This window comes from Rhodococcoides kroppenstedtii, assembly GCF_900111805.1.
In the GTDB taxonomy this organism is placed as follows: domain Bacteria; phylum Actinomycetota; class Actinomycetes; order Mycobacteriales; family Mycobacteriaceae; genus Rhodococcoides; species Rhodococcoides kroppenstedtii.
Map to the genome: position 1 here is coordinate 236,318 of NZ_FOJN01000004.1, position 13,211 is coordinate 249,528.

The following is a 13,211-nucleotide window of genomic DNA, read 5'->3' on the forward strand; positions in this document are numbered from 1 at the left end:
GGGCACTGGGTGTGCGTCTGAACCAGCGTCGTCGGGCGGGCGACTTCTGAGCGCCGTGCCGACGGACTGCGAGCCGGTCACGTGGACGGTTCGCGTAGGTCTCGACGTCGCGGCGGACCGATTGGCCGCCCTCACCGGCGGTCACCGTCTCATCGTCCGGGACGGTGAGATCCAGCTCCGTCTCGGCAGCGTCGTGCTGTATCGGCTGCTGGGCGTCCGTCTCGTGGCGTCCCGCTTCCCGGTCGAGGTGCGGGCGACCGCGTCGGGCGACGGGGTGCGGGTCACGGTGCGCAGCCGCGACCCATGGACCCCGGTCCGCACGGACCGTGAGCGGCGGGCCTACGCGGATCGGGTGGCGGCCGTCCGATCCGCGACGATCCGGTGACGCGGGAGCCGGGGCCCCGGTTCGACGAGACCGTCGTGCTGGCCGTCCGGGACCTGACGCTGCGGGTGGGCACGCGCACGCTCGTTCGCGGCCTCGACCTGACCGCCCGGCCCGGTGACGTCGTCGCCGTGACGGGTCCGAACGGGACGGGGAAGTCGACCGTGCTGCGCACCCTGGCGGGACTGCGGCGGTCCGAACCGGGGGCCGTCGCGTACGGGTCTGCCGTCACCGAGGCGGCGGGCGGTGATCGCAATGGAATCGGTTACGCTGCAGCCGGTCTCGCGGCACCCGGCGCGCTCACGACCGTCGAGTTCCTGCGGTTGCTGGCTCGACTGCGTGGGGTACGGGAGACGGCGCCGGACGCGTTCGGCCTCGGCGCGTGTGCCGCGACGCCGATTGCCTCCTTGTCGACTGGAGAGCGGAAGAAGGTCGGCGTGGCGGCCGCAGTGCTGCACCGGCCGGCCCTCGTGATCCTCGACGAACCGTTCGAGGCCCTCGACGAGGACTCCATGGACGTCGTCACCCGACAGATCGAGGGCGTCCGACGGCGCGGCGGCGCGGTGGTGCTCTGCACGCACCGCGCCGAGCGCACCACCGACGGCGCGACGCAAATCCTTCGGCTCGGTGAGTCGGGGTCGAGCCCCGACGCGGACACGACATGACGGTGACCGCCGCCCCGGCGATCGTCGCCGCGCACCACCCCGGGGCACGTCGCCCGATCGCCCGCAGTGTGGCGTGGTTCGCGGCCGAATTCGTGGCCGCGGCGCTGACGACGGCGGTGCTTGTCACGGTCAGGATCCCGTCGTCGGACGCCGTCCGTCTCACGCTGCTGACGGTCGCGGCGTGGCCGTGGTGGTCCGCCCTCGCCGGATCGACGCTCCCGCCGGCGCCGAATTTCGTTCTGCCGCAGCATCTTCGTGGCGTGCCGATCTCCGGCCGGGCGTTCGTCGCAGGTGCGGTGACGGCGCGGCTGTGGGCGGCTGTGCGCGGCGGCCCGGCGGTGGTGCTCGGTGCGGGCGCCGGGGCCTCGGTCTCGCTCGGGTCGGCGGTCCCCGTGATCGTCGCGGGCGCGGCGGTGTCGATCCGGGCCGTGACGGCCGTCGCGGCATTGCTGCCCGGCCGCGCGCCGCGCCTCGTCCTGGCGGTCGGCGCGGGGGTCGTCACCGCGGCGGGTGCCAGGGGCCCCGTGATGGCGATTCCGGTTTCCGTGGTGGCAGCGACGATCGTGACGGCCGTCGCGATCCGCCGTACCGACGCCGTGTTGAGCAGTGTTGACGACGGAGGGACCGAGGTGCCCGACGAGGTGCGGTGGGGCAGATTCCCCGTGATGCGGGCCGTCGTGGTCGAGCTGGTCCGGTCGCGGCGGTGGGGCGAGGTGTTCCCGCCCGCTGTGGCCACGGCGGGCGTCGGGGCGGCCGCGCTGACCGGAACCGAACTGGTGTCGGTCCTGGCCGTTCCGGCGGTGCTCGCGACGACGGGCCTGGCGCATGCCGTGTGGACGTGCCCCGAGACGGTCGGCGCCATCGTGACCGTGCCCGACGGTCTGCGGCGCTACCTGTCCGCGCGCGCCGCGGTAGCGTCGGTGCTCGCGGCGCCGTGCGCGATCGCTGCGGCGGTGGCGATCGGACGCACCGACGGGGTGGCGAGCGGCGTCGTCGTGATCGCGGTCTTCGTCGGGTGTGCCCTGCGGGCCGGGTGGCGCGCGCCGACCACGCGGGGCCCGGCGGCGCGCCCGATCTTCGTGGACCTGCTCGTCACGGCGGTGGCGTCGTCCGTGCTGCTCGGACTGGCGTCGTCGACACCCGCGACGACGGGGTGGGCGATCACCGCGACCACCTGCGTGTCGGTGGCCGCGGCCGCGGTGATCCTTGCTCGTCATCTGCACGACGGGGGTGCGGCGTGGCACGCGGCGGTCGCGTGAGCCGCACCCCCGGCCGTCGTCAGAGCGTGCGCGTCAACCGATCCGCGAGGAGCTTGGCGAACGACGCCGGGTCCTCGAGCTCGCCGCCCTCGGCGAGAAGGGCCGTGCCGTACAGCAACCGGGCGGTCTCGGTGAGCTGCTCGGTGTCCTTCTTCTCCGCGTGCGCCTTCTCCAGCGCGGTGATGAGGGCGTGATCCGGGTTGATCTCGAGGATGCGCTTGGTCTTCGGTACGGCCTGACCCGATGCGCGGTACATCTTCTCGAGGGTGGGGCTGAGGGAGAAGTCGTCACCGACGATGCAGGCCGGCGACGTGGTCAGGCGCGTCGAGAGGCGGACCTCCTTGACGTCGTCGGACAGGGCCTCGGCCATCCAGGAGGTGAGGTCCGCGAACTGCTCCTTCTTCGCGTCCTGCTCCTCGGACTTCTCGTCGTCACCGAGATCGACGGCACCCTTCGCGATGGAGCGGAAGGCCTTGCCGTCGAACTCCGGCACCGAGCCGGTCCACATCTCGTCCACCGGGTCGGTGAGGATCAGCACCTCGAGGCCCTTGGCGGCGAACGCCTCCATGTGCGGGGAGTTCTCCACCTGCTGACGGGTCTCGCCCGTCATGTAGTAGATGGTGTCCTGGCCGTCCTTCATGCGAGAGACGTAGTCCGCCAGCGTGGTCGGCTTCTCGTCGCTGTGCGTCGAGGCGAACGACGACAGGCCCAGGATGGTCTGCACGTTGTCCGGATCGGAGAGCAGACCCTCCTTGAGCGCGCGGCCGAACTCCGACCACAGCGTCGCGTACTTCTCGGGCTCGTTCGCCTGCAGGTCCGAGATCGTCGACAGGACCTTCTTGGTGAGGCGACGACGGATCGCGCGAATCTGCCTGTCCTGCTGCAGGATCTCGCGGGAGACGTTCAGCGACAGGTCGGCCGCGTCGACCACACCCTTGACGAAGCGCAGGTACTCGGGGACGAGCTCCTCGCAATCGTCCATGATGAAGACGCGCTTGACGTAGAGCTGGATACCGATCTTCGACTCGCGCATGAACAGATCGAACGGCGCCCGCGTCGGAACGAACAGCAGCGCCTGGTACTCGAACGTGCCCTCCGCCTTCATCGGGATGACCTCGAGCGGCTCGTCCCAGGCGTGGCTGACGTGGCGGTAGAACTCGGTGTACTCCTCGTCGGAGACGTCGTCCTTCGAGCGCGTCCACAGCGCCTTCATGGAGTTGATCGTCTCGTCCTCGAGGGTGGTGGTCTTCTCGTCACCCTCGCCGGTGGTCTTCTCCACCTGCATGCGGATCGGCCAGGCGATGAAGTCGGAGTACCGCTTCACCAGCTCGCGGATCTTCCACTCGGACGTGTAGTCGTGGAGGTGGTCCTCCTCGTCCGCGGGCTTGAGAGCGAGCGTCACCGACGTGCCCTGCGGGGCACCCTCGACCTCCTCGATGGTGTACGTGCCGGCGCCCGACGACTCCCACTTGGTGGCCGTCGTCTCGCCCGCCTTGCGCGTGACGAGGGTGACGGTGTCGGCGACCATGAACGTCGAGTAGAAGCCGATGCCGAACTGGCCGATCAGCTCCTCGGACGCGGCGGCGTCCTTGGCTTCCTTCAGCTTGGCGCGGACCTCCGCGGTACCGGACTTGGCGAGCGTGCCGATGAGGTCGACCACCTCGTCGCGGCTCATGCCGATGCCGTTGTCCCGCACGGTGAGCGTGCGGGCGTCCTTGTCGATCTCCAGATCGATGTGCAGATCCGAGGTGTCGACGCCGAGGTCCTTGTCGCGGAACGCCTCGATGCGCAGCTTGTCCAACGCGTCGGACGAGTTGGACACCAGCTCACGGAGGAACGAATCCTTGTTGGAGTAGACCGAGTGGATCATCAGGTCCAACAGCTGCCGGGTCTCGGCCTGGAACTGCAGTTCTTCGACGTGCGCGGTCACGGATCTTCTCCTGATCGAATGCCGGGTGGACGGGGTCTGACCGGCACATTCTAGTGCGCCCGGCCGGACGCCTTCCGGCGCGCCGGGCGTGGTTGCCCACAGGTCGCCCGTGCAGACGGGATCCCGTCGATTCGACCGAGTTGTGGGCATCCGCGCCCGCCCGGTCGGGCCCGGCGGGTTCGCTCAGCGCACCACGACGGTGGTGCGCACGGCCGTCACCCCGGGGGCCGCGGGGGTCGACCCGAAGCCGAAGCGCACGGGCGGCTCGACGCGGGTGAGGCCGCCCAGGTCGTCCCCGCGCCAGGAGGCGGACGCCGACACGATGCGGTGCTGACCGCGTGCCCCGTAGTACTCGCGCCGCCCGCCGCCGGCGGTGCCGCGGGTGCGAACGCCGGACAGCAGGACGCGAGCGATCGGGTCGCTGATCGTGCAGAACCACGGTGCGGTGACGACGGCGTCGGGCATCACGGCGAGCAGCCGACCCAGCAGGGTCACCGAGCCCACGGTGAACTCGAGCGCGAGCTCGCCGGCCTCGACGCTCACCCGATCGCCGACCCGCCGGTGCACCACGTCGACGATCTCGTGACGATCGAACGTGTAGGTGGCCGTGACGAAGTCGCGGACCTCGATGGACGGGGCGAGCAGCAGCCGCTCGCCGTCGGCGAACTCGACCATGACGTCGGTGAACTCGCCGAGCGGCGACGCCGTCCAATGCCCCACCACGATGCGGGTGCCGCTCTGCGTGCCGAAGCCCGAGATGTCGCCGTCGAAGACGTGTCTGCTCACCGCAGCGAGGGTATCGGCCACACGCAGGTTCGGTTTCCGGCGGAACCGGGCATCCCCCGCGCATGGCTGACTCCGGTGCGACCACCCCGACCGTCTTCGTTCTCTTCGGCGCCACGGGCGACCTCGCCAAACGCATGGTGCTGCCCGCCTTCTACGAGCTGGCGCAGGAGGGGTTGCTGCCGGAGAACTGGGCGCTGATCGGCAACGGCCGCGGCCGCAAGACCGACGACGAGTTCCGCACCCACGTCCGCGGCGCGCTCGAGGAGTTCGGTCCGGGGGAGGGCGTCGACCGGATCGACGAGTCGGTGTGGTCGGACTTCGCGGAGCGCGTGCGCTTCGCCGGGCGCGGTTTCTCCGTGGACGACGCCGGCGATCTGCCGTCGGTGGTGTCCGACGTGACGGACGAACTGGGCGGCGACGTGCAACTGGTCCATTACATCGCGCTGCCGCCGTCGACCTTTCTGGATTACACCGCGGCGCTGGGCGAGCACGGTCTGGCCGAGGGTGCGCGGGTGGTCTACGAGAAGCCGTTCGGTACCTCGCAGGAGAATTTCGAGAAACTCGACGCCGCGGTGCACGACGTGCTGGACGAGAAGCAGGTCTATCGGATCGACCATTTCCTGGGCAAGGAGAACACCCAGAATCTGCACATTCTGCGATTCGCCAACGGCATGGTCGAGGGCATCTGGAATCGCGAACACGTCGAGCAGGTGCAGATCGACGTCCCCGAGACGCTGGACATCGACGACCGCGCCGAGTTCTACGACGCCACCGGCGCCGTCCTCGACATGTTGGTGACCCACCTGTTCCAGGTGGCGGCCGAGGTGGCGATGGAGCCGCCGCTCAGCCTCGGCGCCGAGGATCTGCAGACCGCGCGCGAGTCGGTGATCGCCGCGTTCCGTCCGCTGGATCCGGCCGAGGTGGTGCTGGGGCAGTACCGCGGCTACACCGACGTCGAGGGCATTGCGGACGATTCGACCACCGACACCTACGTCGCGGCCCGGCTGTGGGTGGACACCGACCGGTGGCGGGACGTGCCGTTCGTCCTCCGTACCGGAAAGATGTTGGGCACCAGCACACAACGAGTGTCGCTGGTGTTCCGCCGTCCCGACGGACCGGTGAAGCACCTACCCGAGGACGGCGCGGTGCTGTCGTTCGACCTCTCCGGCGACGGCCGCGTCGACATCGCGATGACGGTGAAGGAGCCGGGCCCCGGCGAGGACCTGGGCATCGGTCGCATGTCGCTCGACCTGTCCACGGTGTCGGACGCGGAACCGCTCTCCCCGTACTCGCGGCTCATCCTCGACGTGCTCGACGGCGACCGGTCGCTGTTCACCCGTCCCGACGGACTGGCCAGCGTGTGGGACGTCGCCGCCCCGCTGCTGAACGCCCGACCGGACGTTCGCCCGTACGAGCCGGGTTCGATGGGCCCGGACGAGGCGAAGGACCTGGCGACCCCGTGCGGCTGGCTGGTCGACGAGACGAGCTGATCGCCGAACCCGATCGAGCCCGGAAAACGGTGAGATCGACCGGGACGAGGCGCACACCGAGAATGGTGACTTTTCGGACGAAAGGGCATCCGCCGGCCGAGTGATCGTGATTGATTCGGACGGTGTTCACAGGTTGCCCGCATCCGGCGCGGTGATCGCCTCCGAGAAAGGAACGAACGGCAGATGGAATTCCTCGGCACTCTTCTCGAGACCCTGTCCGGCGGATTCGACGCGATCTTCGAGAGCTTCTTCGACAGCATCGGTGACCTGTTCTCCGGCCTGTTCGACGGCGCCGGCACCGGCAGCGGAAGCAGCGAGGCCGACCCGACCTGAGCCCGACCGCGTCGGAACGTCCGACCGAGCCCCGCCCCGTGACGGGCGGGGCTCGCGTCGTTCACGCGGACGTCACCGGCCGGTTCCCGACGGCTCGTACGGTGCCGGGCGTGACCGATCGCCCGGCGTTCCCCCCTGCTCTCGTCCCGTCCGCCACGCCGGACGGGTCCGGCTGGTCCGTCTCGGACGACGACGACGACGATCCGGTGCTGGTGGCCCCGGACGGCCGCGCCGTCGACACGTGGCGCGAGGGGTATCCCTACGACCATCGGTTCCCCCGCAGCGAATACGACGGGACGAAGCGTCTGCTGCAGATCGAGCTGCTCAAGCTGCAGAACTGGATCAAGGCCACCGGGGGTAGGCACGTCATCGTCTTCGAGGGCCGCGACGCCGCCGGCAAGGGCGGCACCATCAAGCGGTTCACCGAGCACCTCAACCCGCGCGGATCGCGGGTGGTCGCGCTGGAGAAGCCGTCGACGCGCGAGTCGACGCAGTGGTACTTCCAGCGTTACGTCGCGCACCTGCCCGCCGCCGGCGAGCTGGTGCTGTTCGACCGCTCCTGGTACAACCGCGCCGGCGTCGAGCGCGTGATGGGGTTCTGCACCGACGACGAGTACCACCGCTTCCTCGCGCAGGTGCCGCTGTTCGAGAAGATGCTGGTCGACGACGGCATCCACCTCACCAAGTTCTGGTTCTCCGTCTCGCAGTCCGAGCAGCGCACCCGCTTCGCGATCCGCCAGGTGGACCCGGTGCGGCAGTGGAAGCTCTCCCCGATGGATCTGGCGTCGCTGGACAAGTGGGAGGCGTACACGCAGGCGAAGGAGGACATGTTCCGCCTGACGCACACCGACCACGCACCGTGGATCACGGTGAAGAGCAACGACAAGAAGCGCGCCCGGCTCGAGTCGATGCGCCACGTCCTGGCCCGATTCGACTACGCGAACAAGGATCACGACGTGGTGGGTCGGCCGGACCCGTCGATCGTGGGCCCGGCCGATCCCGACGCCGACTGACTGGGTTCGGCACGGGGATACAGCGGACCGATCAGGTCAGCATCCGCCACAGGAAGGTGAAGGCGAGGGCCGAGGTGAAGGCGACCTGCTTGTTGTCGGCAGCGCCGCCGTGGCCGCCTTCGATGTTCTCGTAGTACGACACGTCGTGGCCGTACTCCTCGAGCCGCGCCGCCATCTTGCGTGCGTGACCGGGGTGCACGCGGTCGTCCCGCGTAGACGTGGTGATGAGCACCGGCGGGTACTGCGGGCCGGATTCGCCGGGGCGCCTGACGTTCTGGTACGGCGAGTACTCGGAGATGACGGCCCAGTCGTCGGGATCATCGGGGTCGCCGTACTCGGCCATCCACGACGCGCCCGCCAGCAACAGGTGGTAGCGCTTCATGTCCAGCAGTGGGACCTGACAGACGATGGCGCCGAACAACTCCGGGTACTTCGTCAGCGCGATGCCCATGAGCAGTCCGCCGTTGCTGCCGCCGCGCACCCCCAACCGGTCCGCGGTGGTGATGCCGCGGTCGACGAGATCCCTTGCGACGGCGGCGAAGTCCTCGTGCACCTTGTGCCGACCGGCGACCCGGACGTCGGTGTGCCAGGCCGGCCCGTACTCGCCGCCGCCGCGGAGATTGGCGACGACGTAGGTGCCGCCACGTTCGAGCCAGGCGGCGCCGACGATGCCGCTGTACGACGGTGTGAGCGACACCTCGAAGCCGCCGTAGGCGTAGAGCAGCGTCGGACCCGGTGCCGCCTCGGTCTCGGCCTCTCCGTCGGTCCCGGTGTCCGGTCTCGCGCGATGGACGACGAAGTACGGCACGCGCGTGCCGTCGTCGGATGTCGCGAAGAACTGATCGACGGTGAGCCCGTCGGCGTCGAAGAAGGCGGGGGATCGGCGCAGCACCTCGCGCTGTCCCTGCACGGTTCCCCACACCAGCGTCGACGGCGTCACGTAGTTGCCCACGTCGAGGAAGAATTCGTCCCCACCGTCGTCGGGATCGGTGCCGACGATGCTCACCGACGCGTTCTCGGGCAGGCCGGTGAGGCGCTCGGTCTCGAGTCCGTCGTCGTTCAGCGTGACGACGACGACCGCGGACCGCACGTCCTCGAGCACGACGAGGAGCAGGTGGTTCTCGGTCCAGGCCACCTGGTGCAGCGAGGTGTGGGCGTCGGGTCGGAACACGGTGCGCACCCGACGGTCGCCGGCGATCCAGTCGTCGATGCGCGCGACGAGCAGCGTGCCGGCCGGGTGCAGGACGCCGTCGAGCGTCCATGCGGTGGTGATGCGGATGGTCAACCATTCGCGGTGGAGCGACACCGACGCGTCGGTGGGGGCGTCGATACGGATCGGTCGATCGTCGGGGCCGAGGACGGAGACCTCGCTGTCGAAGAACCCGGTCGCCCTCGAGACGACGGTGCGGGTGTGACCCTCGGTGGGGTCGAACCACACCGACACGGCGACGTCGGTGGGGTCGCCCTCGACCACCACGGGCGCGTCGTGCAGTGGCGTGCCGCGCCGCCACCGTTGCGCCCGGCGGGGATAGCCGGACGTGGTGAGGCTGCCGGGCCCGGTGTCCGTGCCGACGTAGACGGTGTCGGCGTCGATCCACCCGATGTCCGTCTTGGCCTCGGGAACGGTGAAGCCGCCCTCGGAGGCGGGGACGAAAGCCCTTTTTTCCAGGTCGAATTCACGGATCACCGTGGCGTCCGCGCCGCCGCGGGAGAGCGCGATCAGGGCGCGGTCGAAGTCAGGCCGACGAACCTGCGCGCCGGACCACACCCAGTTCTCGTCCTCGTCGGCGGCCAGGGCGTCGAGATCGAGCACGACGTCCCACTCCGGATCGTCCGTGCGGTATCGCTCGAGGGTGGTCCGCCGCCAGAGCCCGCGGGGGTGGGCGGCGTCCTTCCAGAAGTTGTAGAGATGCTGCCCCCGGCGCCGGACGTACGGGATGCGCGCATCCGTGTCGAGAATGTCGCGCAGGCGCTGTTCGAGGCGGGCGAACTCCGCGTCGTCGGCGAACTCGGCGAGGGTCCGGCGGTTGCGGGAGGTTACGTGCTCGAGCGCATCGGCGCCGGTCACGTCCTCGAGCCAGAGGTAGGGGTCCGTCACCGGCCCCATTGTGCCCGGCTGTGGGCGGCCACACCCGACTGCGAGAACCGTCCGTTGATCGAACAATGGCGCCTAAAACGGGGAAATGGTAGGTTTGCGGTGTAGGAACAGTTGTAGCCCGCCGAACCACCGGGACGGGCCGACCGAAGGTGATCGTATGTCCGTATCGCACGAGACCGAGCACGAGACCGCTCGTCCCCGGCCGTTCGGGATGACCACCCGGCCCCTGGCGGCCGACCCCGCGACCGCCGGCACGCTGGTCTGCGTCGCCGCGGATCGCGCCGGATCCCAGGCCGTCCAGGACGCCGTCCGCACCGTCCTCCCGGCGGCGACGGTGCGTCCCGTCACCGGCGCGACCACCGTCGAGGTGCTCGGGTTCGACCGGATCGTCGTCGTCGACGATCCCGGCGCCGATCGCCACTGGCGCGCCGCGGACATCGCCCGCCTGCTCGCCACCGCCGACGGTGTCGGGGTGGGCATGGTCGTCGGCACCCGCCGCGGTCGCCGCGGCCTGCGTCTGCTCGCCGACCGCGTGGCGGCGTCCGTCCTGCGGTCGCCCGTCGCGGATCCGGGGTCCGGTCTGCGCATCTACTCCGGTGACGCCGTCCGCTCCACCGGCGCCACCGCCGTGCCGGTCGGCGACCTGGGCGGACGGCTCCGGCTGGCCCGCGCGATCCACGCCCGCCACTGGATGGTGCACGGCCTGGCCGTCACCACCGCGTCGGTGGAACGGCCCGCACCCGTCGAGCTGATCCGGGCCGCCCTGAGCGCCGACAAGGACCACCGCCGCTGACGCGCAGGGCGGCACCGCCGCTGACGCGCAGGGCGGCACCGCCGCTGACGCGCCGAGCGGCACCGCCCTGTCGCGTGACATGCTGACCCACCATGCGCCTGTGGGAACAGCACACCTGCCTGCCGCTCGACCCCGAGGCGGAGATCGCTCCGCTCACGCGGTACGGCACCGGCGCGTACCTGTCCGTGAACGTCGGGTACTCGCCCCAGGATCGCGCGGCGAGCACCGCCCTGATCGAGCGGTGGTCGGCCCGCGCGGACGGTGACCCGCGATTCCGCCTCGTCCGGGCGGTCGACGACGTGGACGCGGCTTGGGCCGACGGGGTGCTGGGCCTGGCGTTCGACCTGGAGGACTCGGCCCCGCTGGACGGTGATCCGGGCAACGTCGCGTACTTCGTGGGCCTCGGTGTGCGGTCGATGCTCCCGACCTACAACCACGAGAACGCCGCGGGTTGTGGGTGTCTCGACGCGACCGACACCGGATTGACTGCCTACGGACGCGACCTGGTGCGCGCGATGAACGCGGCCGGCATGGCCGCCGACGGATCCCACTGCTCCCGTCGCACCGGCCTGGACATCGCCGCGGTCACCGAGCGACCCATGATCTACAGCCACTCCAATTTCGCTGCGCTGTGGGAACATCCGCGCAACATCACCGACGAGCAGGCTCGCGCGTGCGCCGAGACCGGAGGCGTCGTCGGCATCAACGGCGTCGGAATCTTCGTCGGCGTCAACGGAATCGACGACGGCGCCGCGCGGGTCGAGGCGATGGCGGACCACGTCGAGTACGGGGTGGACCTGCTCGGCATCGACCACGTGGGCCTCGGTTCGGACTTCTCGTTCGACCACGAGGACTTCGTCGCGGAAGTGGCGGCGCACCCGGACGCCTTCGGACCCGAGTACACCGCGTACGGTCCGCTGCAGTGGGTTCCGCCGGAGGACACCCGCACCCTGCCGGACGTCCTCCGCTCCCGCGGGTGGGACGACGCTGCGATCGACGCCGTCGTCGCCGGTAATTTCCGGCGCGTCGCGGGCGAGACCTGGGTCTGACCCCTCAGGACACCGGCGTCAACCGGAAGATCGGGAATCGCCGACCCTCCGCCGTCGTCAGGTAGTCGAGGAAGCCGCTGGACGCCGCGGTGAACCGGTCCCACCGCTGCGTCCACGCCGACGGGTCGGACCCGTCGGCGTCGATCTCGGTGACGTCCACCTCCACCGTCCGCACCTCGTCCGTCCCGGGCGTCGCGCCGGGCACCTCCATCTCGATCCGCGGATGCGCGCGGAGGTTGTGCACCCACGCGGGATCCTTGGGCGAGCCCGCGGCCGACCCGACCACCAACCACGAGTCGTCCTCCCGCAGCGCGAACAGCGGGTTCAGCCGGACCTCGCCGCTGCGTGCGCCGATGGAGTGCAACACCACCAGGTTGTCCCCGAAGCCGGCGGTGGACACCCGGCCGCCGTTCTCCCGGAACTCGCCGATGACCTGCTCGTTGAAGTCGGTCATGCCGCCATCATCGCGCCCCGCGGCCGGTCCCGGGGCGTGATCGCCGCGAGTCCGGGGTACCCGAGCAGTACCGCAAGTCGAGACGAGGAGTTCCCAACATCATGAGTGCAGTTCCCACCGTGTCCCTGAACGACGGCCGCAGCATCCCCCAGCTGGGCTTCGGCGTGTTCCAGATCGAGCCCGAGAACACCGCCGACGCCGTGCGGACCGCCATCGAGGTCGGCTACCGGCACCTCGACACCGCCCAGATGTACGGCAACGAGGCCGAAACGGGGCAGGGTGTGCGCGATTCCGGCGTCGACCGCGACCAGGTGTGGATCACCAGCAAGCTGAACAACGGCTTCCACCGCCCCGACGACGCCCGCCGCTCCTTCGACGAGACCCTCGAGAAGCTCGGCACCGACTACGTCGACCTGTTCCTCATCCACTGGCCGCTGCCCACCCGCTACGACGGCGACTACGTCTCCACCTGGAAGGTGCTCGAGGAGTTCCAGCGCGACGGCCGGGCCCGCAGCATCGGCGTCTCCAACTTCCAGGTGCCCCACCTCGAGAAGCTGGCCGCGGAGACCGACACCGTGCCGGCCGTCAACCAGATCGAGGTGCACCCGTACTTCGGCAACGAGCAGGTGCGGGCCTACGGCTCCGAGCACGGCATCGCCACCGAGGCGTGGTCGCCCATCGCCCAGGGCAAGGTGCTGGACGATTCCGAACTCGAGCGCATCGCGAAGGACGTGGGCAAGTCCACCGCCCAGGTCACGCTGCGGTGGCACATCCAGCGCGGGGACATCGTCTTCCCCAAGTCCGTCACCCGCGAGCGCGTCGAGGCCAATTTCGACATCTTCGACTTCGAGCTCGACGACCGGCAGATCCAGGAGATCTCCGCGCTCGACAAGGGCGAGGACGGCCGCACCGGCCCCAACCCCGACACGTTCGACATGATCCCCGACTGAGCGACACCG

At 70.1% G+C, this 13,211-nt stretch carries 13 protein-coding genes; 9 read left to right on the forward strand and 4 right to left on the reverse strand.

Features of this window, described 5'->3' with window-relative positions; genetic code table 11:
* The first annotated feature begins 55 nt into the window (after positions 1-55).
* From BMZ18_RS06800 to BMZ18_RS06810, 3 genes are read left to right on the forward strand one after another with little or no spacing between them, the layout of a single operon-like run.
* Positions 56-385 (forward strand): hypothetical protein, encoded by a 330-nt coding sequence (locus BMZ18_RS06800; protein ID WP_068362628.1) that lies wholly within the window; start codon positions 56-58, stop codon positions 383-385.
* Positions 382-1,047 (forward strand): ABC transporter ATP-binding protein, encoded by a 666-nt coding sequence (locus tag BMZ18_RS06805; RefSeq protein WP_068362626.1) that lies wholly within the window; start codon positions 382-384, stop codon positions 1,045-1,047. Before BMZ18_RS06800 ends, BMZ18_RS06805 begins: the two co-directional genes overlap by 4 nt.
* Entirely contained in the window at positions 1,044-2,306 is a 1,263-nt protein-coding gene (locus BMZ18_RS06810; protein WP_068362625.1) for a hypothetical protein, read from the forward strand. Before BMZ18_RS06805 ends, BMZ18_RS06810 begins: the two co-directional genes overlap by 4 nt.
* Positions 2,307-2,325: 19 nt before the next feature.
* Here the strand turns inward: BMZ18_RS06810 and htpG are convergent, their stop codons facing one another.
* Both htpG and BMZ18_RS06820 read right to left on the reverse strand, forming a co-directional pair.
* Positions 2,326-4,236, reverse strand: a complete 1,911-nt coding sequence (gene htpG, locus BMZ18_RS06815) for a molecular chaperone HtpG (protein ID WP_068099388.1) — start codon at positions 4,234-4,236, stop codon at positions 2,326-2,328.
* A gap of 183 nt (positions 4,237-4,419) precedes the next feature.
* On the reverse strand, positions 4,420-5,022 hold the full coding sequence (locus tag BMZ18_RS06820) for a hypothetical protein (protein WP_068362620.1): 603 nt from the start codon (positions 5,020-5,022) through the stop codon (positions 4,420-4,422).
* Positions 5,023-5,084: 62 nt separating this feature from the next.
* On the opposite strand from BMZ18_RS06820, the gene BMZ18_RS06825 reads away from it, so the two are divergent.
* The 3 genes from BMZ18_RS06825 to ppk2 all read left to right on the forward strand — a co-directional run bounded on the left by BMZ18_RS06825 (position 5,085) and on the right by ppk2 (position 7,858).
* On the forward strand, positions 5,085-6,512 hold the full coding sequence (locus tag BMZ18_RS06825) for a glucose-6-phosphate dehydrogenase (protein ID WP_068362617.1): 1,428 nt from the start codon (positions 5,085-5,087) through the stop codon (positions 6,510-6,512).
* 183 nt (positions 6,513-6,695) lie between these two features.
* Positions 6,696-6,845, forward strand: coding sequence for a hypothetical protein (locus BMZ18_RS19660; RefSeq protein ID WP_156511610.1), 150 nt, complete (start codon positions 6,696-6,698; stop codon positions 6,843-6,845).
* 206 nt (positions 6,846-7,051) lie between these two features.
* The gene (gene ppk2 / locus BMZ18_RS06830) at positions 7,052-7,858 is read left to right on the forward strand and encodes a polyphosphate kinase 2 (RefSeq protein WP_371828488.1); all 807 of its coding nucleotides are present in this window, start codon (positions 7,052-7,054) and stop codon (positions 7,856-7,858) included.
* A gap of 31 nt (positions 7,859-7,889) precedes the next feature.
* Here ppk2 and BMZ18_RS06835 read toward each other — a convergent pair whose 3' ends face one another.
* Positions 7,890-9,965 (reverse strand): prolyl oligopeptidase family serine peptidase, encoded by a 2,076-nt coding sequence (locus BMZ18_RS06835; protein WP_082894992.1) that lies wholly within the window; start codon positions 9,963-9,965, stop codon positions 7,890-7,892.
* 148 nt (positions 9,966-10,113) lie between these two features.
* Here BMZ18_RS06835 and BMZ18_RS06840 point away from each other — a divergent pair, with 148 nt between their 5' ends.
* Together BMZ18_RS06840 and BMZ18_RS06845 are read left to right on the forward strand one after the other, a co-directional pair.
* On the forward strand, positions 10,114-10,749 hold the full coding sequence (locus BMZ18_RS06840) for a hypothetical protein (RefSeq protein WP_074922046.1): 636 nt from the start codon (positions 10,114-10,116) through the stop codon (positions 10,747-10,749).
* A gap of 92 nt (positions 10,750-10,841) precedes the next feature.
* Positions 10,842-11,798 (forward strand): dipeptidase, encoded by a 957-nt coding sequence (locus tag BMZ18_RS06845; protein WP_068362608.1) that lies wholly within the window; start codon positions 10,842-10,844, stop codon positions 11,796-11,798.
* A 4-nt stretch (positions 11,799-11,802) separates the two neighbouring features.
* Here BMZ18_RS06845 and BMZ18_RS06850 read toward each other — a convergent pair whose 3' ends face one another.
* A complete protein-coding gene (locus tag BMZ18_RS06850; protein WP_068362605.1) occupies positions 11,803-12,252 on the reverse strand; it encodes a nitroreductase/quinone reductase family protein in 450 nt (149 codons plus the stop codon).
* A gap of 101 nt (positions 12,253-12,353) precedes the next feature.
* Here BMZ18_RS06850 and BMZ18_RS06855 point away from each other — a divergent pair, with 101 nt between their 5' ends.
* A complete protein-coding gene (locus tag BMZ18_RS06855) occupies positions 12,354-13,202 on the forward strand; it encodes an aldo/keto reductase (protein ID WP_068362602.1) in 849 nt (282 codons plus the stop codon).
* Positions 13,203-13,211 lie beyond the last annotated feature (9 nt).

What these genes read in the sequence shown, in the direction of transcription:
- BMZ18_RS06810 (WP_068362625.1), top strand. Translation starts at nt 1,044, where the DNA reads ATGACGGTGACCGCCGCCCCGGCGATCGTCGCCGCGCACCACCCCGGG.
- BMZ18_RS06825 (WP_068362617.1), top strand. Translation starts at nt 5,085, where the DNA reads ATGGCTGACTCCGGTGCGACCACCCCGACCGTCTTCGTTCTCTTCGGC.
- BMZ18_RS19660 (WP_156511610.1), top strand. Translation starts at nt 6,696, where the DNA reads ATGGAATTCCTCGGCACTCTTCTCGAGACCCTGTCCGGCGGATTCGAC.
- BMZ18_RS06835 (WP_082894992.1), bottom strand. Translation starts at nt 9,965, where the DNA reads ATGGGGCCGGTGACGGACCCCTACCTCTGGCTCGAGGACGTGACCGGC.
- BMZ18_RS06840 (WP_074922046.1), top strand. Translation starts at nt 10,114, where the DNA reads ATGTCCGTATCGCACGAGACCGAGCACGAGACCGCTCGTCCCCGGCCG.
- BMZ18_RS06845 (WP_068362608.1), top strand. Translation starts at nt 10,842, where the DNA reads ATGCGCCTGTGGGAACAGCACACCTGCCTGCCGCTCGACCCCGAGGCG.
- BMZ18_RS06850 (WP_068362605.1), bottom strand. Translation starts at nt 12,252, where the DNA reads ATGACCGACTTCAACGAGCAGGTCATCGGCGAGTTCCGGGAGAACGGC.
- BMZ18_RS06855 (WP_068362602.1), top strand. Translation starts at nt 12,354, where the DNA reads ATGAGTGCAGTTCCCACCGTGTCCCTGAACGACGGCCGCAGCATCCCC.